This window comes from Paenibacillus sp. FSL P2-0089 (assembly GCF_038595095.1).
Lineage (GTDB): Bacteria > Bacillota > Bacilli > Paenibacillales > Paenibacillaceae > Paenibacillus_AQ > Paenibacillus_AQ silagei.
Map to the genome: position 1 here is coordinate 766,313 of NZ_CP152006.1, position 22,742 is coordinate 789,054.

Annotated in this window: 17 protein-coding genes and 1 riboswitch; of the genes, 12 read left to right on the forward strand and 5 right to left on the reverse strand. The window is 53.1% G+C overall.

Annotated elements, in window-relative coordinates:
• The first annotated feature begins 618 nt into the window (after nucleotides 1-618).
• A riboswitch (cobalamin riboswitch) is annotated at nucleotides 619-812 on the forward strand.
• Nucleotides 813-1,024: 212 nt separating this feature from the next.
• From NST69_RS03105 to NST69_RS03135, 7 genes are all read left to right on the forward strand, one after another.
• Nucleotides 1,025-3,190, forward strand: a complete 2,166-nt coding sequence (locus NST69_RS03105) for an S-layer homology domain-containing protein (protein WP_342548457.1) — start codon at nucleotides 1,025-1,027, stop codon at nucleotides 3,188-3,190.
• Nucleotides 3,191-3,661: 471 nt separating this feature from the next.
• A complete protein-coding gene (locus NST69_RS03110) occupies nucleotides 3,662-4,465 on the forward strand; it encodes a DUF4430 domain-containing protein (protein ID WP_342548458.1) in 804 nt (267 codons plus the stop codon).
• Nucleotides 4,462-5,406, forward strand: a complete 945-nt coding sequence (locus NST69_RS03115; RefSeq protein ID WP_342548459.1) for an energy-coupling factor transporter transmembrane component T — start codon at nucleotides 4,462-4,464, stop codon at nucleotides 5,404-5,406. Before NST69_RS03110 ends, NST69_RS03115 begins: the two co-directional genes overlap by 4 nt.
• Nucleotides 5,322-7,100 carry an ABC transporter ATP-binding protein gene (locus tag NST69_RS03120; RefSeq protein ID WP_342548460.1) on the forward strand — a complete coding sequence of 593 codons (1,779 nt, stop codon included), beginning with the start codon at nucleotides 5,322-5,324 and terminating at the stop codon, nucleotides 7,098-7,100. The genes NST69_RS03115 and NST69_RS03120 overlap by 85 nt, the downstream gene beginning before the upstream one ends.
• Entirely contained in the window at nucleotides 7,073-7,759 is a 687-nt protein-coding gene (locus NST69_RS03125) for an ECF transporter S component (protein WP_339312897.1), read from the forward strand. Before NST69_RS03120 ends, NST69_RS03125 begins: the two co-directional genes overlap by 28 nt.
• 148 nt (nucleotides 7,760-7,907) lie before the next feature.
• Nucleotides 7,908-9,617 (forward strand): methyl-accepting chemotaxis protein, encoded by a 1,710-nt coding sequence (locus NST69_RS03130; protein ID WP_342548461.1) that lies wholly within the window; start codon nucleotides 7,908-7,910, stop codon nucleotides 9,615-9,617.
• Between the two features lie 122 nt (nucleotides 9,618-9,739).
• Nucleotides 9,740-10,870, forward strand: a complete 1,131-nt coding sequence (locus tag NST69_RS03135; RefSeq protein WP_342548462.1) for a hypothetical protein — start codon at nucleotides 9,740-9,742, stop codon at nucleotides 10,868-10,870.
• 125 nt (nucleotides 10,871-10,995) lie between these two features.
• Here the strand turns inward: NST69_RS03135 and qoxD are convergent, their stop codons facing one another.
• The 4 genes from qoxD to qoxA are packed head-to-tail and all read right to left on the reverse strand — an operon-like array spanning nucleotide 10,996 to nucleotide 14,894.
• Entirely contained in the window at nucleotides 10,996-11,289 is a 294-nt protein-coding gene (gene qoxD / locus NST69_RS03140; RefSeq protein ID WP_036731442.1) for a cytochrome aa3 quinol oxidase subunit IV, read from the reverse strand.
• A gap of 1 nt (nucleotide 11,290) precedes the next feature.
• Nucleotides 11,291-11,887, reverse strand: a complete 597-nt coding sequence (gene qoxC / locus NST69_RS03145) for a cytochrome aa3 quinol oxidase subunit III (protein ID WP_036693560.1) — start codon at nucleotides 11,885-11,887, stop codon at nucleotides 11,291-11,293.
• Nucleotides 11,884-13,833: a cytochrome aa3 quinol oxidase subunit I gene (gene qoxB / locus NST69_RS03150; protein WP_036731445.1), complete on the reverse strand. Its 1,950-nt coding sequence runs from the start codon at nucleotides 13,831-13,833 to the stop codon at nucleotides 11,884-11,886. Before qoxB ends, qoxC begins: the two co-directional genes overlap by 4 nt.
• 44 nt (nucleotides 13,834-13,877) lie before the next feature.
• A complete protein-coding gene (gene qoxA / locus NST69_RS03155; protein ID WP_076078945.1) occupies nucleotides 13,878-14,894 on the reverse strand; it encodes a cytochrome aa3 quinol oxidase subunit II in 1,017 nt (338 codons plus the stop codon).
• 499 nt (nucleotides 14,895-15,393) lie between these two features.
• Between qoxA and NST69_RS03160 the strand changes: the two genes are divergently transcribed.
• On the forward strand, nucleotides 15,394-16,548 hold the full coding sequence (locus NST69_RS03160; protein WP_342548463.1) for a polysaccharide deacetylase family protein: 1,155 nt from the start codon (nucleotides 15,394-15,396) through the stop codon (nucleotides 16,546-16,548).
• A 127-nt stretch (nucleotides 16,549-16,675) separates the two neighbouring features.
• Here the strand turns inward: NST69_RS03160 and NST69_RS03165 are convergent, their stop codons facing one another.
• On the reverse strand, nucleotides 16,676-17,299 hold the full coding sequence (locus tag NST69_RS03165; protein ID WP_342548464.1) for a TetR/AcrR family transcriptional regulator: 624 nt from the start codon (nucleotides 17,297-17,299) through the stop codon (nucleotides 16,676-16,678).
• A gap of 157 nt (nucleotides 17,300-17,456) precedes the next feature.
• On the opposite strand from NST69_RS03165, the gene NST69_RS03170 reads away from it, so the two are divergent.
• From NST69_RS03170 to NST69_RS03185, 4 genes are all read left to right on the forward strand, one after another.
• A complete protein-coding gene (locus NST69_RS03170) occupies nucleotides 17,457-18,905 on the forward strand; it encodes an MFS transporter (RefSeq protein ID WP_342548465.1) in 1,449 nt (482 codons plus the stop codon).
• A gap of 436 nt (nucleotides 18,906-19,341) precedes the next feature.
• Complete coding sequence (locus NST69_RS03175; protein WP_342548466.1) at nucleotides 19,342-19,731, forward strand: GntR family transcriptional regulator; 390 nt, start codon at nucleotides 19,342-19,344, stop codon at nucleotides 19,729-19,731.
• On the forward strand, nucleotides 19,724-20,626 hold the full coding sequence (locus NST69_RS03180; protein ID WP_342548467.1) for an ABC transporter ATP-binding protein: 903 nt from the start codon (nucleotides 19,724-19,726) through the stop codon (nucleotides 20,624-20,626). The genes NST69_RS03175 and NST69_RS03180 overlap by 8 nt, the downstream gene beginning before the upstream one ends.
• On the forward strand, nucleotides 20,580-22,610 hold the full coding sequence (locus tag NST69_RS03185; protein WP_342548468.1) for a YrzE family protein: 2,031 nt from the start codon (nucleotides 20,580-20,582) through the stop codon (nucleotides 22,608-22,610). Before NST69_RS03180 ends, NST69_RS03185 begins: the two co-directional genes overlap by 47 nt.
• Nucleotides 22,611-22,742 lie beyond the last annotated feature (132 nt).

Below are 22,742 nucleotides of genomic sequence, written 5' to 3' on the forward strand. Positions count from 1 at the left end.
TTCGGCAGGCTGATACGAGCATAAAGTAATTAGTTAAGTGTGCTAGTGTCCCAATGAAGCTGCTCTAGTGCACTTTGTACACTAGAATGAGGCATATCGAGCCTAATATGGTGTTCTGTTGTATTCGGTACATTAGATTTTGGGAATTTGGCCCGGCGGAGGGTTATTTGCCACAATCGATTGTATAAAATGCAGCAGAATGCGTTATCGGCCGCTTTTACACGAATTCTAATGTACATAATACAATCGCCTGCTGCCGCTGTCTCCGCTAGTACCGCCAACGGCTTAATTAATAGCAGAAGAATGACTCTATAGTCCTGAATAGTACGATGTGCCGGGGGAGCGGGCATGTGCTGTTCAGGATTTTTTGTGCAAATATAAGAATGTATATGTTACACGTTATAAATTATCCTTCTATTTCTCGCTGAAACGGTACCGTCCTTTAAAAGGACGGCAAAGCCGTTTCCACTTGGGAATGGGCGGGGCCTCGGGGTGGATGGAATAGAAATAGCTTGTCTATAGACATACAGGGGAATAGTAGATATGATTGTTTCAGAATATTAAAATTTAATAAGCTTTGGGAAAAGGTGCAGATTGCCTCAGAGACCGCGCGCTGTCGCTAACAGATGCTGGCAGGGCTATGTCTAATAGAGGAATCTGCTTAAAAGGGAAGTCCGGTGCAAGTCCGGTGCGGTCCCGCCACTGTAAGTACGGAGCAACTCCTGAGGAGCCACTGTCTGCAAACTGGATGGGAAGGCGGGGGAAGCGGTGAAGTATGAGCCAGGAGACCTGCCTTTTTCGTTGTTGTTTCTATTCTTCGGGGGTAAGAATGTGGAAGCAGATGCTGATATTGGCGAGGGCTGTATGTGCTGTATTGTATGTATTGTGGGAGAGCAATCGGCTCCTTCAGCCGCCCTGTATTGTATTCTTCCCCGGCCGCCCTGCACAGGGCGGTCTTTAGGTTGCCGCTCTATCTGCGGAGGAAGCAGGATTCATCCATTCTATTTCAGGAAAGAGGTTAGTTATGAAGAACCATTCTCTATCATCCAGGTTCACACGGCTGGGACTTGCTGTCATTATGCTGTTCGCACTGCTGGGAGCAGCCGTAGCCCCGGCAGGACAAGCAGCTGCTGCACAGGCAGGCGGGACTTCCGCACCCGCGGTATCCGCTCTGCCCGCAAGTGAGGCAGCGAGCGTAACTGCTGCGGTCTATGCCACTGCGGAGTTCATGCTGAAGAACGGAGTCCAGTCGGACTGGCAGGCGATTGGCCTTGCGCAAGCAGGCTACAAGGTTCCTGCCAGCTATCTGAAGGCGCTTGAAGGCAAGGTGGCTGGGGCTAAGGGTGTTTTTGCCAGAGCTACGGACTATGCCCGGATCACGCTCGCCGTTAAGGCACTTGGCGGCGACCCGGCGAATGTGGCAGGCTATAACCTGATTGAGAAGCTCTACAATCACGATGCAATTACCGGCCAGACGCTGAATAATCCGGTCTATGCACTGCTGGCTCTGGATTCCGGCAGTTATACAATCCCGGCAAATGCGAAATGGACACAGTCTAAGCTACTGGCAGAGATTCTGGCGAAGCAGAACCCGGACGGAGGCTTTACTCTGACCACGGGTGCGAGTGATCCGGATATGACAGCGATGGTGCTGAATGCACTGGCTGGACATAAGCAGGAAGCGGCAGTGAATGCTGCCGGTCAGCGGGCGGCAGCCTGGCTGGCTAAGGCACAGGATAAGAACGGAGGATATGGCGACAGCAGCGAGAGTGTTGCTCAAGCCATTATCGGTCTGTCTGCCTTCGGCATTGATCCGGCGGGAGCAGAGTATACCAAAGGCCAAATCAATCTGGTCAGCAAGCTGCTGAGCTTCAGCGCAGCAGATGGCGGATTCGTCCACACTGCGGGCGGCAGCTCCAATCCGCTCTCAACGGAGCAGGCATTGGAGGCTTTGGTAGCGTACAAGCTGTTTGGAACAGGCGGTAAGCTCTTTGATTTTAGCGGCACACCAGTGAAGAATCCTCAGGTAAGTGTCTCGGTTACAGTTGAAGGTCCGAATGGAACGTTGGCTGAGGGCAGCGTGTACGCCGGAAATGTGCTTACGGCACTGGACAAGACAGCAGCAGCCAAGCGCCTGGCTCTGGTCAATGAAGCAGGCAATTATGTGACGGGGATCGGCGGCGTGATTGCCGGTACTTTTGGCGGATATGATGGCTGGATGTATGTAGTCGCACGCGGCGGAGCATGGATCTATCCAAGTGTAGGGATGGGCGACTTCGCGCTGGAGGAGAATGACCGCATTGTGGTCTATTATGGCGGGGACAACACGCAGGTGGTTGATGCCGTAACCGTGACTCCCGCACAGCCGCAGCCTGGACAAGATCTGAAGGTGCAGGTAACCCAGAAGCAATGGGTCTGGAATGAGGCGACCTTCACCTCCGATCCGGTAACCTCACCGGCAGCAGGCGTACAGGTAACCATCGGCGGCAAAACAGCAGTTACAGATGCTGCGGGTGTGGCTGTTGTGGCCGGAGGACTGCCAGCAAATAAATATACCCTGACGGTTACGGGATATCTGAAGGATAAAACCCCGGCCATCGTGCGTCATACGCTCCCGGTAACAGTGGCTTCTGCGGCGGCGGACCGTCCGGCTTTTGGCGATGTGAAGTCGATCTCGCCTTGGGCGCTGGAGTCGGTATACACGGCGTATGACCGCAAGCTGATGAACGGTGTAAGTGAGGACAGCCTGCTGTTTGCACCGAAAAAGAATATTACCCGTGCGGAATTTGCAGCGCTGCTGCTGCGGTTAACCGGGAACGAGCCGTCTGCGGCGTCTTCTGCTGGGGCCTTCAGTGATGTTAAGGCCGGTACATGGTATTATGGAACAGTGAACCGGGCGAAGGAGCTAGGAATCATCAGCGGCGTAAGCGCCAAAACGTTCAAACCGGACGGGCTGGTTACGCGCCAGGATATGGCTGTGATGATGGTTAGAGCTTTTAAGCTGGATGCAGCTGGAGCAGGCGCAGGGGCTGGTAAATTCAGCGACGAAGATAAGATTAGCGACTATGCATTGTCCGCTGTCCGTACGGTGACGGGACTTGGATATATGACCGGCACCGGCGGCGCATTCGAGCCTACTGCTGTGGTAACCCGTGAGATGGCTGCTGCTGTGGCGGTTAGATTGCCTTAGTTGAGTAGGGAACAGCAGAGTTCGGCAGGTAGAGTAAGATCAGCTTCAATATACAGCTATACTACCGCAGGAGGCACTGAACGAACTCTGAAGCCGACAATAAGTGGATAAATGACATCTAATTTGGCAGGATTTGCTGCAAAGCGGGAGTTAGTTGGAAAAACAACACTTATTCACGCCCGAAGCTCCCGTATGATGGGTTGTAGGCAGAATTAGATGCCTGAAATCCAACTAATTTCTATACAGGTGCGTAACCAGAATAATTAAGTGTAGAAAATCCAACTAACGCCCCCATGCCAATGAGTAGTTGAGGCGTATAGGGTTATTGAAGCGTTGCAGGTTCATTAGACAGGCGATTTTGCTTGGAATTAGTTCGGATATGTCTTGAAAAGTAAGCATAAGGTGTATGAAGGAACGGGGAACAGGCTGACTGCCCCCGTTCTTTTCCCTTTTTGTGGAGGTGTGCTGGTAATGTTCAATCTATTCAAAAGAGGCCGGGGAAGGCTGGCGCCGCTGCTTCTCCTGCTGATGGTATTGCTGCTCCCCGGCTGCTCCTCTGGGCAGCCGCCCGCCGGGACCCCGGCCGCGCAGACGCCGCGGCCTGGAGACGAAGCGGCTCCGCTGCCGGGAGCCGCTGAGGGCACTGCCGTACCATCCGCCCCTGCGGACGGTACGGCAGCTCCGGCGTCGCCAGGCGCAGCGGCGACGCAGCCATCGGCGGGCGCGAGCGAGCCCGCCAAGTCCCCGGCGTCGCCAGGCGCAGCGGCGACGCAGCCTTCGGCGGGCGTAAGCAAGCCCGCCAAGCCGCCGTCGCCAGGCGCAGCGGCGACGCAGCCATCGGCGGGCGCGAGCAAGCCCGCCAAGTCCCCGGCGGCCACACCCAAGCCGCCGACCCCCAAGCCCGCTCCGGCGGCTACGGCCAAGCCGGACAACGTAGTCACTCTCTCCATCACCGGAGATGAGGAGCATGGCGTGATTCTGGCCGCTGCCCAGTACGAGATCAAGAAGGGCGAGAGTGTGCTGGACCTGCTGAAGCGGATTACACGGGCACAGAAGATCCAGATGGAATTTCAGGGCAGCAAGGCTTTTGCTTATGTGGAAGGTATAGATAATTTGTACGAGGGTGATCACGGGGCAGAGAGCGGCTGGATGTACAAGGTCAATGGAGAATTTCCGTCCAAGGCTGCGGGTAGCTGGATCGTCGAGCCCGGGGATACCATCGAGTGGCTGTATACGCTTGATCTAGGCAAAGACCTGGGGGCCAAAGCGCCATGAGCAGCGGCTTTCGTTCCATGCATCCTGTAGTAGCCCTGCTGTATTATGCAGGGCTGCTGCTGTTCGCCCTGCTGGTCTTCCATCCGTTATTTCTGGCTACAGAGATAGCTGGACTGCTGGCACTGCTGCTGTTGCAGGGCCAAGGGAGGCTGCTTCTGCGCAGCTTGCCTTTTATGCTGCTGATGGCAGCTTCCGTGGCCTTGCTGAACCCGCTGTTCTCACATCGAGGAGCGCATATTCTGTTCTACTGGCTGGATCAGCCTATTACGCTGGAAGCTGTGCTGTATGGACTGATGATGATGACAATGCTGCTTACTATTTTCATCTGGTTTATATCCTACAATTACACGGTGACTACAGATAAGTTCATGTACCTGTTCGCGGCGGCTGCGCCGAGAACGGCGCTGCTGACGCTGATGGCCATCCGGTTCGTGCCGCTGTTCCAGCGGCGGCTGCGCCAGATTACGCTGATCCAGCGTCTGCGCGGGATAGATACCGGTACGGGAAGCCTTAAGAAAAGAATGACAGATGGAATGACGCTGCTCAAAGTGCTGCTGACCTGGTCGCTGGAAGAAGCCCTCCAGACTGGAGACTCCATGACAGCCCGTGGTTACGGCAGCACCAAACGTAGCACTTACACGATATACAAGGCCGATTTGCAGGATAAGCTGGTGATGCTGCTGTTAACCGTTAGCGGTGTGGTTACGCTGCTGTTCTGGGTGCAGGGCTACGGCAAGCTGGAGATCTATCCCCGGATGAGACCAGCGGACTTCGGCTGGCAGGAGGCCGTCATGTACGGCAGCTTCTGCCTGTTCGTGCTGATTCCTGCGGGGCTGGAAGGAAAGGAGAAATGGTTATGGAGATCCTCAAAGCACAGCAATTATCCTTCCGATACCCTGAAGAAGACAGGGACACGCTCCATGAGCTATCGTTCGTCATAGAAGAGGGGGAATTTGTCGTGCTCTGCGGCCCGTCCGGCAGCGGCAAAACCACCCTGCTGCGTCATCTGAAGCGGGAGCTTACCCCGGTAGGTTCATCCAGCGGAATCTTGACCTACAAAGGGCAGCCTCTGTCCGGGCTTCCGGCAGCGGTGGCCGCCGGGGAGATCGGGATGGTCTTCCAGAACCCGGATGCACAGATTGTGATGGATACGGTCTGGCATGAGCTGGCCTTCTCCATGGAGAATCTGGGGCTGCCGCCTGCTGTCATGCGTACCCGGCTGGCGGAGATCTGCGGCTTGTTCGGGCTGGAGCCGCTGCTCTACCGTCCGGTACATGAGCTGTCAGGCGGACAAAAGCAGCTCATGAACCTGGCCTCAGTGCTGCTGCTTCAGCCCAAGGTGCTGCTGCTGGATGAGCCAACCTCCCAGCTTGATCCTGTTGCTGCACGGGAATTCATGATGGCGCTACAGCGGCTGAACGAGGAAATGGCGGTCACGGTGATCATCAGCGAGCACAGGCTGGAGGAGGTGCTGCCGCTGGCCGATCGGGTGCTGATGCTGGAAGACGGTAAGCTGCTGGCCGATGCTGCTCCCCGCCTGTTCGCCCGGCAGACCGGCAGTGGGGCCTTGACCTCAGCTGGGCGCTACCTGCCAGCCGCCTCACGCCTGTACTTGTCACTCGCTCCGGGAGCGGATTCGGCTGCGCCGAAGAACATTCCACTGACGGTGCGTGAGGGCAGACGCTGGCTGCATGGTCTGATGGCAGGAACGGACGCTGCCGCAGGCGCTGAACTGGTTAATAACTTGAATAGGGAGGCAGGGACGACTCCCCTCGTTTCCCGCATGCAATCTGTTCCAGAGGGGTATTCACCTCCACCCCCCGCCGGAGTATCCGTGAAATCCTCGTCAGAGGAACTCCAAGCGGCCGGAGCGGAGACTCTCCTCACCTGCCGCGAAGTAACCTTCCGGTATGAGAAGGAGGGCCGGGAGGTCCTGAGGAAGCTCTCGCTGACGCTTAAGCAGGGGGAGCTCCTGGCAGTCATGGGCGGAAACGGTGCGGGCAAGTCCACCCTGCTGCATGTGCTGAACGGGCTGATGAAGCCGCAGCGCGGCAGGATAGAGCTGGCCAAGGGCAAGACTACAGGTCTGCTGGCACAGAATCCGCTGCTCTATTTCAGCTATGATACGGTAGCCGAGGAGCTGCAGCATATGGGGAGCTACGCCGGGTTAACGCCAGAGGCAGCAGCAAGCGAGATTGAGGCTTTGCTGGCGGTATTCCAGCTCCGGGAGGTGCTGCAGAGTCATCCGCATGACCTCAGCGGCGGGCAGCAGCAGCAGACCGCGCTTGCCATGATGCTGCTGATGAAGCCGGATATTCTGCTGCTGGATGAGCCGACTAAGGGGCTTGATCCGGCCGCCAAAGACAGGCTGGCCGCCCTGCTTCAGCAATTGCGCGGGCAGGGGATCAGTATTCTCATCGTAACGCATGATGTAGAATTCGCGGCTAAGCATGCTTCGCGCTGCGCTCTCCTGTTTGACGGGGGGATTACGGCGGAAGGCACACCGGCGGAGTTCTTCAGCAGCAACTACTTCTATACCACGGCAGTCAACCGGATGGTGCGGGACTGGCTGCCGCAGGCATTGACAATAGAGGATGTGATTCGCACATGGCCCGCTTCCGCATACCGCTGCTAATTGCCCTGGGACTCTTCATCGCGGGGCTTGCGCTTACCGCAGCATTCACTGACCGGCATTATGTGCTGCTTAGCGTGGTGCTGCTGCTGGCAGCTCTCCTGCCGCTGTTCATCCGTCTGGAGCGCCGACCGCTCCAGTCCCGTGAACTTGTGCTGCTAGCGGTGTTGTCCGCTATTGCAGCTGTCAGCCGGATTCCTTTTGCCGCATTACCGGGGGTAAAGCCTGTGTCGGCCGTTGTCATCCTCTCCGCTTATGTCTTCGGGGCAGAGGCGGGGTTCGTTATCGGAGCAGTCGCTGCCCTGGTCTCTAATATTTACTTCGGGCAGGGGCCCTGGACGCCATGGCAGATGTTCGCCTGGGGTATGACCGGACTTACAGCCGGGTGGCTACGGAGGAGCTGGCTATTGCGCCGGCGGGCCGGGCTGCTGGTTTTTGGCTTCATCTGGGGGTTCCTGTTCGGCTGGATTATGAATATCTGGGTCCTGCTCAGTCTGCCGGATGCCTTTAGCTGGCGGCTGGTTGCCGTTACGTTTGCCGCAAGCTTTTATTTCGATCTGGCCCATGCCTTGTCGAATGTATTCTTCTTAGCGGTGCTGGCCGGAGGCTGGACCAAGGTGCTGCAGAGATTCCGCAAGAAATATGGCTTGCTTCAAGAGTGAATGGAACTATAATTAATGGATAACGCTCTACCAAAACGATAATATTCTTCTTTTTTCGACAAATTTCTTCCAGGGCCATCAACAATTCGATGTTATTCTCCGATAAGTAAGGTTACAGCTAGATATCGAGAAGGCGGGATAACAGGAAATGAGACATCTGAAGATTAAGCATAAAATGATTGTACTGATCGCGGTGGTTATCCTGCTGCTGATCGGGATCGGAACAACAGGGATCCTGACGACAACCAGAATGGCTGACAGGTCTGAAGAGACATACAGGCAGAATCTGCAGCCGATTTATTTCGTAACGGAGATCCGCGGGAATAACCGGGCGATTGAGTCTTTTCTGCTGGAGGATCTGATTACAACGGATGACGCGAAGAAGCAGGAGCTGAAGGCGAGAATTCAGGAGAATATCCAGACAAACAATGAGCTGATGGCCGAACTGAGGAAGATTGAATTCAACAATGACAAGATTGCAGCTTATGTGAACGAATATACCCTGCTGCTGCCGGATTACCGCTCACAGCGTGATAATATTATCCATCTGGCCGATAACGATCTTAACGACGAAGGGTATCAGGTGTATACGGGCAAGACCTTCAATGAGCTGCGTGACAAAATGGTCCGGCTGCTTGAAGAGACAGCGACGTTATTCATTCAGGATGCGTCTGCCCATAATACACGGACGGCCGACAGTGCCAAGAGCTCTGTTACGTTAAGCGGCATTCTGATTGCGCTGGCCTTGCTGCTCAGTATTGTCCTTAGTGTGATCATCACCAGATTGATTACGAGACCGCTGAAGGAATTGCAGGGGCTGATGAAGCGGGCGGAAGAAGGGGACCTGACGGCCTCTGCCGCTTACCGGTCCAAGGATGAGATCGGCCAGATTAATACATCGTTCAATACCATGCTGGACGGGTTGAAAAATATGATGCGCGGCGTCTCGGAGAGCGCCGAGATTCTCTCGGCCTCCTCCCAGCAGATGAGCGCCAGTGCCGACCAGACCGCGCACGCCTCACAGATGATCGCTGAGACCTCAAGCGAGATCGCAGCCGGATTCGATGTGCAGGCGGAGAGCATTACCCTTACTACACAGTCTGTGCGGACGATGTCCTATGAGATTGCCGAAGCCCGGTATAGCGGACAAGAAATGACCCGCCTGATGGAGCAGGCTGCCTCCTCCACGGAACGCGGTGTAGACGCAGTAGAACAGATTCTGACCCAGATGCGGGAGATTGACTCCAGTGTCTCGGCGAGCCGCCAGATTGTCGGCAACCTGGGTAGCCTGTCCGAAGAGATTAACACCATCATTACAACCATTAATGAGATTGCGACCCAGACCAATCTGTTGTCCCTGAATGCTTCCATCGAAGCCGCCCGGGCGGGCGAGCATGGCCGTGGCTTCGCTGTAGTTGCCGGTGAGATCCGCAAGCTGGCGGAAGCTACCGGAACAAGCTCGCTGCAGATTACAGAGATCATTAACCATATCCGTCAGCAGACCGCCAGTGCCGTAGAATCGATGGAGCAAGGCTCCGGGATTGTCTCTCACGGTGTAGCACAGAGTGAGGTGGTATCCGAAGCCTTTACGGCGATCCAGACCTCCATTCAGGCCGCCAGTGAGCAGACAGAGCAGATTACACAGGTCATCGGCCATGTCGCGCAGGAATCGGAGGAAGTGGCCAGATCCATGTCAACGGTGAATGAAATCTCACGCAAAGGCGCCGCAGACGTTCAGGGCACCAGTGAAGCAAGCCTGGAGCAGCTGACCGCGATGGGAGAGATGTCCTCCTCTGCACAGTATCTGGCTACCCTGGCCGAGGACCTGCAGAAGCATCTGGCCCGGTTCCGGCTGTAACGGCTATAATAGATATCAGCCCGGCCCGATTCGGCCGAGGAACCCTGGAGATTCCCGGGTATCTTCGGCGGAGCCGGGCTTTTGAACGTATTATTATTAATCTCAAGGAGGCGGTCTCTATAATGAACACCCGAACATGGAAGCTGGCGATAGTTCCAGCCTTGTTAATGACACTTGCAGCTTGTAGCTCGAATCAGGCTAGTGCTCCGGCGGTTAGCCCCAGCCCACAGCCAACAGCGGCTCCTGTAGAAGCTTCTGCCCAGCCTACGGAAGGGCCAAAGGTTACACCGGTACCTGCTGAAGCTGCTGGGGTAACGGTAGGGGAAAGTAAACAGTATGAGAAAATAGCAATTTCCGACTGGAAGGACGACAGAACCGTTGTCGTGTCCAAGCAGAACGATAAGCTGGGGCCGATCAGCTCAGGAGAGCTGAAGGGTTCCTATCCGCAGAGCCTGTATTTCTTCCATCCGGATACCGGCGAATACGAATTGATTGCAGAGAAGGCGAACATGATGCTGGGGGATGCCAAGCTGTCCGCCAATCAGTTATTTCTGCTCTATAGTGAATTCTCCCTGGGTGATCCAGTCTACAATGTAATGGACCTGGGATCCAAGAAGACGTTCACCATCAAGGGCGATGCCATTGCCGGAGCGATGGGGGCCGAGTGGGCGGATAAGGATACGGTAGTGGGTCCTGCATACAGCGGCGGTGCTTACACAGCGACGGCTACCTCAATGAAGATTGCCCCGGTGGAGGGACTGGGCGGGGAAGGTCTGATTGTTGTAAGACAAATCAAGGATAAGATCTATTACACCAGTAATTCGAAGGACTCCCTGCATAGCTTGGACCTGAATACTAAGGTGAAGGCTGACTTGAATATTCCGGGTACCAGCAGCGTAATCCCTTCACCTGACGAAGAACAAATGCTGATCCTGCAATATAAGGAGACTACCCAGTCGCTGCTGCTCAGCGGCACAGACGGTAAGAATCCGCGGACCCTGGTGGAAGGCGCCGAGCTTGGGGCCGTCTCCTGGTCCCCGGATCAGCGGCTGATTGCCTATAGTGTAACTATTGAGGAGAACGGGACAACGAATAATACCTTATATGTCTACGATCTGTCTTCTGACAAGTCCGTCCAGATTGCACAGAGCAATGGAACGATGACCACCTCATGGAGCCCCTCGGGCAAGCAGCTTGCGTATACAGAGCGGGATGACAGCGGGAGCAGCAGCAGTATAGTCCAGTTAAAGTAGAACAACAACATGATGGCAATCTTTAAAATTCAAAAAAGCGGTCCGCACCGGTAAATCTACCGGATACGGACCGCTTTTATTATAGATTCCTAGAAGGAGCATAATGCTCCTCTGCTTCTTACATGCTAAGCATACCAGCCCCATACGAAGATGAACAGGGTGCCGAAGATGGTGACCAGAGCCACGAACATGGCGTATGCGATGTTGATATACAGTTCTTTTTTGGAATCGGCCGATTCTCCGATGTGCATGAACACAAACAGCTGCAAGGAGGCCTGGATCAGCGCTGTAACCAGCAGCACCACCATATTGGCACTGGAGGACAGGTCTCCGTAAATTACAATCAGTGCAGCGGCAGAGAGGACCAGAGAGGCTACATAACCCATCACATGCTTAATAGGGAATAGTTGCTTCATCATGTCACATCAGTCCTTTCAGGTAGACGAAGCTGAAGATAAAGATCCAGACCACGTCTAAGAAGTGCCAGAACAAGGAGAAGATGAACGTTTTGTTGGCGGTAGCGGGAGTAATGCCGCGCTTCCACAGCTGAATCATAATGCCAATTCCCCACAGCAGACCGAAGCTGACGTGAAGACCATGCGTTCCCAGTAGTATGAACAGACTGGAGAGGAAGCCGCTGGTCTGCAGCGTAGCTCCTTCATGTACATAAGTGAAGAACTCGTCGATTTCAATACCGACAAAAGCCAGACCCATCACCAGCGTAATCGCCATGAAGACCATCATGGCTTTCTTGTAGCCGTGCCGCATGGCATGGACAGCCAGACCGATGGTGAAGGAGCTCGACAGCAGGAGGAAGGTCTCCATCAGCACCGGGCCGATCTCGAACAGCTCGCTGCCGCTTGGTCCGCTGGCATAGCGGTTAACCATTACGAAATATACAGTGAACAGCGTAGCGAAGAGAGGGATCTCGGCTCCGAGAAAGACCCAGAAGCCGAAGATCTTGTTACTGTTCTCTTCCGTTGAATATTCGAGCGGCTTGGACGCATCTATTTTCATACAGTCTCACCCCGCATCAGTTTCTTTTCTGTAGCTGCAATCTCTTCTACAGGAATGTAGTAGCCCTGGTCCTTATCGAAGGACATGAAGGCCAGCACAACCAGGATTCCAATCCCCGAGACAATCGCCGGAATCCACATGCTGAAGACCAGGAAGAAGCCGAGGAAGAAGAAGACTACACCCAATATGAACGGCTTGCCGGTGTTGCTAGGCATATGAATCTTGGTGTATTTGGTCTCTGTGTACAGCGGAATATTATCGTGCTTCGCAGACCATAGAGCATCGCGCGTCTCAACCTTAGGCACAATCGCAAAGTTGTAGAGCGGGATCGGGCTGTGTGTAGCCCATTCGAGCGTCCGGCCATCCCAAGGATCGTTGGTTGTATCTCTCGGCATGTAACGGGTACTCCAGTAAATATTGTAGACCAGGATCACGAAGCCGATCGCGAGTCCGACGGCCCCGACGAAGCTCAGCATATTGAGCGGACCAAAGCCTGATTCCTTAGAATAAGTATACAGACGGCGTGTCATTCCCATCAGTCCCAGGAAGAACATTGGGAAGAAGGTTACGTTAAAGGAAATGATGATCCACCAGAAGGCATGCTTGCCCAGCCGTTCGTTCAGGCGGAAGCCGAACACTTTCGGGAACCAATAGTGGAAGCCGGCGATGACGGCGAACACGGCACCCGGAATCAGCACGTAGTGGAAATGCGCCACCAGGAACATCGTGTTGTGATACTGGTAATCGGCGCTGGCCATTGCCAGCATGACGCCCGTTACCCCGCCGATCGTGAAGATCGGGATAAAGGCCAGTGTGTACAGCATCGGGGTCGTGAAGGTAATCCTGCCCTTTCGCAGGGTGAATAGCCAGTTGAATATTTTGACCCCGGTAGGTACTGCTATGGCCATCGTTGTGATTGAGAAGAAGCTGTTGACCATGGCACCTTGACCCATTGTATAGAAATGGTGCGCCCATACAAGGAAGGACAGGAGCGAGATGATCAGCATACTGAATACCATGGAGGTATAGCCGTACAGGTTCTTCTTCGAGAAGGTGGCGATAATCTCACTATAAATACCGAAGGCCGGAAGGATAACGATATAGACCTCCGGATGTCCCCAGACCCAGAACAGGTTGGCCCAGAGCATATCCATCCCGCCGTTGGCCATCGTGAAGAACTGGGAGCCGAAGAGGCGGTCGAACATCATCATCGCCAGCGCTACGGTAAGAACCGGGAAGGCGAAGACAATGATAACGTTGGTGATAAGTACGGACCAGGTGAACATCGGCATCTTCATCAGCGTCATGCCTGGTGCGCGCATTTTGAGAATCGTTACGATAAAGTTAACCCCGGTGATCAGCGTACCGATACCGGATATTTGCAGGGCCAGAGAGTAATAGTTGTTCCCTACGGTCGGGCTGAATTCAAGACTCGCCAGCGGGAAGTAGGCTGACCAGCCCGCATCCGGCGAGCCGCCGATGACGAAGGAAATGTTCAGCAGCATGGCGCCCATGAAGAAGAGCCAGAAGCTGACGGCGTTCAGCCGCGGGAAGGCAACGTCCCGTGCGCCGATCTGCAGCGGAATGATTACGTTCATCAGACCGATGATAAAAGGCATGGCCATGAAGAGAATCATGATCAGACCATGGGTGGTGAAGACCTCATTGTAATGCTGCGCATCGAGGAATTTCATTTCTGGCGCAGCCGTCTGCAGACGCATCATCATCGCATCTACACCGCCGCGGAACAGCATCAACAGCGCCGCGAGGATGTACATGATCCCGATTTTTTTGTGGTCAACCGTGGTCAGCCATTCGCGCCACAGATAGCCCCATTTCTTGAAATAGGTAAGCCCTACGAGAATCCCGATGGTTGCCAGTGCAATACTGATCATGGCCCCGTATATCAAGGGTTCGCCGTGAACCTTAAATTTGTCCAAATCCATTAGGGTAGCTCCTTTCAGTGTGTTGCATTAAGCTCTTCACAGAGCTAGTGTCCTTCATGTGTGCTTTCATCCACAGGGGAGCTTGGCAGCGGCTGATCGACTTCCGGATCAGGCTTGCTGTCGAATTCCGTTCCGCTGGACGGCTCGGGAGACGGATGAATTTCCTTGTTATCCTGATGCTCCGGATTGCCGTTGTCCATATCCATCTCCTTGCCGCCGCCGCTCATATGATCTCCGTGATTTCCCGGAGGAGGGCTGAACTCCAGATGGGTGGAGGAATACGTTTTGCGTCCGAGGTAATCCGTGGCCAGCAGGCCTTTGAATTCTTCCTCCGTCAGCTTAGGTGCAGTTTCCTTCACTTCCTTCACCCAGTCCTCGTAACCTTTGTTACTCAGGACAAGTGCTTCGAATTCCATGTGGGCGAAGCCTTTACCGCTGAAGTTAGCATTCTTTCCGATATAAGAGCCTTCCGTATCAGCGGAGAGATGAAGCGTTGTCAGCATGTCGCTCATGGCGTACTTTTGACCGGCAAGCTGTGGAATCCAAAGACTGGTAATGGTGCCGAATGAGTACATTCTGAATTCAACTGCACGGTGTACCGGCATATTCACGTAGTTAACTGTTTCAATGCCTTCTTCCGGATAACTGAAATGCCATTTCCAGTTGGAGGAGGACGCATAGATGACCAGCGGAGTCTGATCTTTATAATCCGCAGCCACATTCTCCACTTCGTTTGTCGTCTTGACGGTTACAACAGACAGGAAGGCTACGATAATGATCGGGATAATAATCCAGATCGCCTCAAGGACTACATTGCCTTCCTCGTGCTTTGGAATGTACCCCTCATTACTCTTCTTCGCACGGTATTTCACCAATACAAAGATGTATAGGATGTAGACAACTGCCAGAACACCAAGCATTACAATAATTGAGAGAATAATGGTGTCAGATAACGTTCTGGCAGACGGCCCCTTCGGGTTCAGAACAGCGATCGAGCTGCATCCCGGCAGGAGAAGGATCAGGCTTAGAAACAGAGCGTATAACGGTCCCTTTTTTTTCATATAGAACTCCTTCCTTCAATACTACTTTTCATTCGCCGTTCATTAACGGAAGTACATTGATCTGTATCTATAGTAAGAACTACTTACCCATAATGCAAAATACATATTTTGTATAATTATATAAAATAGACCTTAAAAATGGCGAACAAGTTAAATATGTGTGATCAAATTGTTACAACTCCCTAAGGGTATGATAAAGATCACTGTAGTGGCGCACTTTAGCTAATTTTAAGGTTGTTCAATTTTTGTTCAAAATTCCGATATTGTTATTAAATTTGTCACAATTATTCTGTGCCAAAAACCGCTGATTTAACCGTGTAACGCCTGCTGTGACAGCATTCGACGAGAATTGCGTGCTTTCTGAAAATAATGGCGAACCCTCATTTATCATTGCATAAGAGTAACAATTTCTTAGCTTGCGGTTACAATCTCTCAAATTACGTTGAAAGTATATATGATAAAGTGATAGACAAATATACATAGATTGGAGACTGCTGCTGTGCGCATCAAGAAAATTTTGCTCTTATTCATGTCTTTATTCCTAATTATGGGGCTTGTGCAGGTCCCGGCTAACGCCAAAGCTACTAGCACTACACTTAAACTCGGAGTCAACGATAAATTAAGTGCGATTGAAGCTGTCTCTGTGAAAGGCACCTATTATGTACCGCTGCGTGCACTTGCGGATGAGCTGAAATGGACCCTTACCGGCCTGACGAACGGGATTCACGTAACCGGCGGGACGGGTTCGCTTACCCTGCTGAGCAAGGACGGAGGTGCGGTGCTGAAGGACGGCACAACCGTGCCTATGAGCACTTTTGTGCAGGACGGCAAACTCATGGCTCCGCTGAAGGTCAGCGGGTACCTCGGGTATAGCATTTCCTATGCGGGAGATAAATATTTACTTCGTGTGAAGGACGGCTCGGCGCAGCTTACTGATGCAGCGTTTACCGATAAATATGCTGCCGACCTGAAGCCGAAGGCTCCGGTGGCTCCAACGACTCCTGCCACTCCGGTCACTCCCGGTGAGCCGGGCAAACCGGGCCGGACCGTATATCTGACCTTCGACGACGGCCCGTCGGCAACAACTGGCGAACTGCTGGATATCCTGCACAAATATGACGTACAGGCGACCTTCTTCATGCTGGGTAACAATATGAACCAGCATCCCGCCCAGGTGAAGCGGATTGCCAAGGAAGGCTATGGCTTAGCTCTGCATGGTGTGACCCACCGCCAGGAGAAGTTCTATGCTTCCCCGGCAGCGGCGCTTGCCGAGATGTCGGGGGCCAATGCGACACTGAAGAAGCTGACGGGAACCAGCACCACCTTGATCCGTACGCCATACGGAAGCAAGCCGTATTTCACCAAGTCCTTCCGCGATAAAGTCCTGACGCAGGGGTATCATCTCTGGGACTGGAACGTGGATTCCTATGACTGGAAATACAAACAGAACAGCGACAGAATCTATAACACCGTGATGGATCAGGTGAACAAGCTGAAGGCGTCCAAGACCAATCCGGTCATTCTGATGCATGACCAGAAGGCTACACTCAAGGTGCTGCCGCGTATTCTGGAGAAGCTGAAGAAGGAAGGTTATACCTTCAAGCTCATTACGAAGGATATGGAGCCGCTCAATTTCTGGAAGGATAAACGCTGATCCTTATGAGTTAATAGAGAAGAGCAAGCTGCGGGGTAACCTGCGGGCTTGCTCTTTTTTTTGGCGAGAATCTATATGTTGTGGGGTTATTTGGCGTGCAGAGGTATAGAGAAATCACTGGTTCAGTCTACTTGTACAGATATTGCACCAGCATATGAACCAGCTCTGACTTCAGCCGGTCCACGGTGATCCGCTGGGGGGAGAAGGAGAAGGAGATGAAGTCGACAATAGCGCTCACAGACTCAAACACAATGATCGAAGCTGCCTCCGTATCCCCGGTCTTCAGCTCGTCTTGCCCCATCTGGAGATAGGTAAGCGTTTTGAGTCGGCCGGTCTCGTACTGGGCATCCATCAACTGTTTGATGGCCTCATCGCTGTGATACATAATGCTTAGATCCTTATGGTATCCGATAAAAGCCTTATGCGAGAGCAGAAGCGTGTCTATCAGATGCAGGATCAGGTCCGTACGTTCAATCGTATTGAAATTAATTTCTGACATTGAATCATCGATTCTGGCGAGCAGCTCATCCCCGTACATGTGGAGCACCTCAATGAATACGGCTCTTTTATCCACGAAATAGGAGTAGAAGCTCCCGGTCGAGACCCCGGCGGCGGCTGCAATCTCCTTGGTATTCGTCTGATAGAAGCCCTTGTCCGAGAATAGCTTCATCGCAGCCCGGATAATGGCTTCCTTGGTTCGTATACTGCGCTCCTGCTGCGGAGTTCTAATTTTGTCCTCTGTTCCACCCATATCGTAAGATCCCCCTCATAGTACAGATTGTAGTGGAGCGGTTTTGTGCTGTCAATAAAAGTTGAACCAAAGTTCATTTTTTTAATTGACAAATATGAACTTTGGTTCATATAATTTGAAATATGAACTCTATTTCATATTTCAGGAGATGATCAAGATGGGGATTGGAATGCGCAGAGCTTTATCCTTTACGGCGATTGTGCTGGGCTTTTTCATGGCGCTGCTGGATACGACCATTATTAATATTGCCCTGCCGGAGATGACCCGCCAGTTCGGGGGAAGTGTGTCGCAGGTATCCTGGGTGATGAACGGCTATAACCTGGCATTTGCCGTGTTCATCCTGACTGCCTCGCGTCTGGCCGACCAATTCGGACGGAAGAAGGTGTTTCTCGTTGGCGTGGGGCTGTTCACACTGAGTTCCCTGCTGGCTGGACTCTCCACTTCCCTTGGCATGCTGATTCTGTTCAGGGTTATTCAAGGCTTGGCGGGTGCCGTTATTGTGCCGGTTACGATTCCGCTAAGCACCACCACCTTTCCCAAAGAAATGCACGGACTGATTATAGGCATATGGGGGGCCGTCTCGGGAGTGGCTGCTGCAAGCGGTCCGGCGCTTGGCGGAATATTGACACAGAAGCTGAGCTGGGAGTGGATTTTTTTTGTGAACGTACCGCTTGGGCTGCTGAGCATAGGGCTGACCGCTATATTCATTCAGGAATCACGGGATGATTCAGCAGGGCGGTCCATAGATTACGGCGGAATCCTGGGGATAACGGGAGGGATGTTCTGCATTACATATGCTCTGATTAAAGTGCAGGATTACGGCTGGAGCTCGCGCCCGTTCCTGGGTCTGACGGCTGTGGGGCTGCTCTTTCTGGTGATCTTTTTTCTTACGCAGTATAAGGGGAAAGAACCGATGCTGCCTCTGTCCCTGCTGAAGATCAGAGCCTTCAACAGTAACTCGGTATCGATGATCGTGCTGGGGGCGGCGCTGATGAATATTTCGCTGTTGACCTCCTTTTACCTGACCCGGGTGATGGGGGTATCGGAGCTGAAGGCAGGGCTTGTCCTCTCAACCATGGCCTTAGGCTCCATCGCCAGCTCGGCTGTATCCGGGCCGCTGTCTGCGAAATATGGCAGCAGTCTGTTCGCCGCAGCGGGAATGGTGATGATTGGCGCTGCTACCTATTCCATGAGCGGGCTTGAGGCTGATTCTACGCTGGGTGCGGTGATGCTACGGCTTGCACTGACCGGCTTCGGCGTGGGGCTCTCAATGGCTCCTGTGATGTCATCGGCGATCCGGGTTGTTCCTGAAGACAAGGTCGGCATCGCCTCGGGGGTGACGAATATGGCGAAGGCGCTGGGGAGTGTGCTCGGTGTGGCCATCATCGTCACTGTGCTCCAGCACAATACAACCCGGGAGCTGAGCGCGGCGAATTCCGCGGGCACAGAGGCGGGGGCCGGGGTAATAAGACAACAGCAGGCGGCTGTGGATGCGTTCAGTCAGACCTATAAGTTCGCAGGCTACCTGCTGCTCCCGGGTATAGGCGCTGCCCTGTTCAGCGATGAACGCAGACAGCGGCGGAGCAGCAGTGTCCATGTTCAATAGAATAGTCCCACTAAGCAATCATAACCCCCAACTGTCCAACAGGCAGGTGGGGGTTATTTGCGTGACATGCTGAAACTCTATAAGACACACTAAAGAATAACAAAAAGCAAAAGAAGCGAAGGGGAAATTTGGAACTGGAGGAGCGGTAGCGTCCGCCTGAAAGCTTTCCACAGGAAAGCTCGCATCGGAAGCATAGGCTTAGTTTGGATTTCTACCGCGAAGAGCGGTTCGATCAAGAAATCGAAATACAACAGCGGCCGGAAGTCCAAATGTTCACCGCAGCGACGACCAGGCTTTGAATTCTAATCTTAAGTGCGTCTTTTATAGACAAAGTAAAAGTTAATGATTGACATTAATCCTCAACTGTATTAATAATAGTAGTACAGTTAGCACAGTTGAACAGCAGGATCATAGATCCGAAGAAAGGAGGACTGTCATGTTCGAACTGGATGTTCGCAGCCGCAAGCCGATCTATGAGCAGCTCACCGACAAGGTCAAAGAGATGATTATGCATGGTATTCTGCGGGCGGATGAACAGCTGCCCTCGGTGAGGGCTTTATCCTCGCAGCTCACAGTGAACCCGAATACGATTCAGAAGGCTTACAGGGAGCTGGAGCGGGAAGGGTACATCTATTCACAGCAGGGCAAGGGCAACTTCGTGGCCCCTCTGCAGCAGGGGCAGAATGAGAGCAAACGGGCGGAGCTGAAGGAAGAGCTGCTGCGTCTGATGGCAGAGGCGGTATACCTTGGTTTTACGGAAAGTGAAATGAGTGCGCTGTACCGCCAGGCGCTGGATAAGAGAAGAGAGGAGAACAGCCATGATTGAGATTCGCGGAGTCAGCAAGATTTTTCAGGAGGAAAAGGCTGTTGATAACATCTCGCTGACTGTACATAAAGGCGCTATTTACGGATTGCTGGGATCGAATGGGGCGGGCAAAACAACGCTGCTGAAGACGCTCGCCGGTATTTATCGTCCTGAGGCGGGGAGTGTCAAGCTCGCCGGGCAGCCGGTGTATGAGTCGCCGGAGGTGAAGCGCAGAATGATCTTCATGCCGGATAGTCCGTATTTCTTCGCGCAGGCAACCATTAAGAGTATGGCGGCATTCTACCGCTGTATATATCCGGGCTGGAGCCAGAAGAGGTACGAGGAGCTTGGGGCGATGTTCCGGCTCGACACCCGGCGCAAGCTCAGCCGTTTCTCCAAGGGGATGCAACGCCAGGCTGCTGTCTGGCTGGCCCTCAGCTGCAAGCCGGATGTGCTGATCATGGACGAGCCCATCGACGGGCTGGACCCGGTGATGCGCCGGCAGATCAAGAATCTCCTGTTCCAGGAGGTCGCCGAGCGGGAGCTGACGGTGCTGATCTCCTCGCATAACCTGCGGGAGATTGAGGATTTATGCGACCATGTCGGCATTATGCATGAGGGCCGGATGCTCGTGGAGAAGGATCTGGATGATCTGAAGGCCGACACACACAAGATTCAGGTCGCTTTCCGTGACGTGCGTCATGCGGCGGCGCTGGAATCCAAGCTGCAGATTCTCCATCAGGAGCAGCGGGGAAGCGTCAGCCTGTATATTGTAAAAGGGGACCGGGAGCGGATCAGCCAGGCTTTTCATGTCTACGAGCCTTATGTATTTGATCTGCTGCCGCTGACGCTGGAGGAAATCTTTATTTATGAAATGGGGGATGCCGGTTATGACGCGCAGCCGATTATTCTTTAACAGCAGCATTATCCGCCAGAACCTGCGCCAGCATGGCTGGATCGGAATATTATATACATTGGTCCTGTTGATTGTGCTTCCGCTGGAGATGTTCATGGAGAGCAATCCGCTTGCGGAGCCAAATACAGTAGACAATCTGTTCAATATCCGTGGTGCCGATATCGCACCGTTCCTTATCGCTTTTCCGGTTGTGGCCGGATTGTTCCTGTTCCGTTATCTGCAGTCCAAAATGCCTTCGGATCTGTGGCACAGCCTCCCGCTGCGCCGCTCGCACCTGCTGGCTTCCCATACGGTAAGCGGATTGATCCTGCTGCTTGTGCCGGTCTGGCTTACGGCTGCAGTTACAGCTATCGTCCGCCCGCTGGACGGCAATATGTATATCTATCAAGGCGCGGATGTCTGGGAGTGGTGCCTGGTTATCAGTGTGCTGACGCTGTTTCTGTATGTCTTTACTATCTTTGTAGGTATTTGCACAGGACAGACCATTCTGCAGGGAATAGTGGTCTTCATTCTGTTAATTCTTCCGGCAGCACTGCTGCAATTTACCGACATGCACTTGAACAGATATCTGTACGGGTATCCGGAAGGGTCAAGCTTGTGGGGGACCCTGATAAACTGGGCGCCGTTACTGCGTATTATGAATATCTCCTATGAGCCTCTTAGTAATAAAGAGATATGGAGCTATATCCTCTTGTCTGCTGTGTTCATGGTATTGTCATTCGTGCTGTACCGTAAGCGCCACAGCGAAAAAGCCACTCAGGCGATGGCCTTCACCTACTTCAATCCGCTATTCAAAGGCGGTGTAATGCTCTGCAGCATGCTGCTGGCGAGCAGCTACTTCGGCAGCATCAGGCAGCAGCCCGGCTGGATTATCGGCAGCGCCATTGCCGGAGGGGTGATCGGCTATATCGTAGTTGAAATGATTCTCCGCAAAACCTGGCATATTCTGAACCGCAGAATGCCGCTGGAATTCGTGGTGTACGGTGTACTGCTGGGCCTGCTGCTCTATGTTCCCGTGTCCGAATTAACGGGTTATGAAAACCGGGTTCCGCGAAATGATAAAGTAACCGAAGTATTTGCCGGAGGGAATTACGGGGAATTAACCCGGAATCCGCAAGGAATCACTACCCGGGAAGAACGGGAGGATGAGATATTCTCCGCAGACCGGAAATACATCGAGGCTGTAACCGCCTTGCATCATGCTGTCGTAGCTTCGAAGCCGGACCAGCAGCATAATACCCGTCGGTATGATTATCGCGAGAGCAAGCGTTTCACGTTTGCTTACCGGCTGGAGAGCGGGCGGAAGCTGATGCGGACCTACATTATTCCGGCAGCGGGCTTTGAGCCGGAGCTGAAGGCGGTCATGGAGCATGCGGAATACAAACGTGACCGGTATCTTCTGTCCCGGATGGACGAGAACGTAGAGAGCTTCAGGCTAAGCAATTTGAACAAGGTCATAAGTATTTCTGACCCGCAGGATGTACAGGAGTTCAACGAAATTCTGAAACGGGAAATTCTTAATATGTCCTATGAAGATGAGGTCTCTGATCAACGGGCGAGAGCATCCATCAATTTGGTCTACAAACCGGATTCGACCGATTATCAGCTATTCTATACCTATGAATGGCTTCCTTCCTTCAAGGAGATGACCGCTTGGCTGGAACAGAAGGGCTATGCCAGTAAAATCAAGCTTACCGCAGCAGATGTTTTGTCCGCAGAGATGTTCAGGGATATACACCAGAGTGCAATCCCTCAGGGTTTGATGTACAATCCCGACGCCCATATGGAGTTAGCCCGCAGCGAGAAGCGGTCAGTGGTGGTTACAGATAAGACTCTGATTGATAGTATTCTGGAGCACCGGCGCGATTTCACCCGCGAAGAGGGCAGATATGTAGTGAAGATCGAGTATAAGGAAGGGACGGTGAACTACATTTCGCTGCATGAGCAAGATGTGGCACCGGCGCTTAAGGCCCTTCTTCCTTAGGTCATTGTCATACTATGTTAATCCTAGTCAGATTTAAGGCCCCCGCTCACGGAAATATTTCCTGTGCGGGGGCTTTGCTCTGCCGCATCCATGACAGCAGAAGAGGTTACAGCTGCTTCCGTTGCAAAATCT

Excerpts from the sequence above, each read along its gene's own strand:
- NST69_RS03185 (WP_342548468.1), top strand. The coding sequence starts at position 20,580 with ATGAAATGGGGGATGCCGGTTATGACGCGCAGCCGATTATTCTTTAAC.
- qoxA (WP_076078945.1), bottom strand. The coding sequence starts at position 14,894 with ATGAAAAAAAAGGGACCGTTATACGCTCTGTTTCTAAGCCTGATCCTT.
- NST69_RS03120 (WP_342548460.1), top strand. The coding sequence starts at position 5,322 with ATGGAGATCCTCAAAGCACAGCAATTATCCTTCCGATACCCTGAAGAA.
- NST69_RS03180 (WP_342548467.1), top strand. The coding sequence starts at position 19,724 with ATGATTGAGATTCGCGGAGTCAGCAAGATTTTTCAGGAGGAAAAGGCT.
- NST69_RS03115 (WP_342548459.1), top strand. The coding sequence starts at position 4,462 with ATGAGCAGCGGCTTTCGTTCCATGCATCCTGTAGTAGCCCTGCTGTAT.
- NST69_RS03105 (WP_342548457.1), top strand. The coding sequence starts at position 1,025 with ATGAAGAACCATTCTCTATCATCCAGGTTCACACGGCTGGGACTTGCT.
- qoxC (WP_036693560.1), bottom strand. The coding sequence starts at position 11,887 with ATGAAAATAGATGCGTCCAAGCCGCTCGAATATTCAACGGAAGAGAAC.
- qoxB (WP_036731445.1), bottom strand. The coding sequence starts at position 13,833 with ATGGATTTGGACAAATTTAAGGTTCACGGCGAACCCTTGATATACGGG.
- NST69_RS03170 (WP_342548465.1), top strand. The coding sequence starts at position 17,457 with ATGGGGATTGGAATGCGCAGAGCTTTATCCTTTACGGCGATTGTGCTG.
- NST69_RS03175 (WP_342548466.1), top strand. The coding sequence starts at position 19,342 with ATGTTCGAACTGGATGTTCGCAGCCGCAAGCCGATCTATGAGCAGCTC.
- NST69_RS03130 (WP_342548461.1), top strand. The coding sequence starts at position 7,908 with ATGAGACATCTGAAGATTAAGCATAAAATGATTGTACTGATCGCGGTG.
- NST69_RS03165 (WP_342548464.1), bottom strand. The coding sequence starts at position 17,299 with ATGGGTGGAACAGAGGACAAAATTAGAACTCCGCAGCAGGAGCGCAGT.
- NST69_RS03135 (WP_342548462.1), top strand. The coding sequence starts at position 9,740 with ATGAACACCCGAACATGGAAGCTGGCGATAGTTCCAGCCTTGTTAATG.
- NST69_RS03125 (WP_339312897.1), top strand. The coding sequence starts at position 7,073 with ATGGCCCGCTTCCGCATACCGCTGCTAATTGCCCTGGGACTCTTCATC.
- qoxD (WP_036731442.1), bottom strand. The coding sequence starts at position 11,289 with ATGATGAAGCAACTATTCCCTATTAAGCATGTGATGGGTTATGTAGCC.
- NST69_RS03110 (WP_342548458.1), top strand. The coding sequence starts at position 3,662 with ATGTTCAATCTATTCAAAAGAGGCCGGGGAAGGCTGGCGCCGCTGCTT.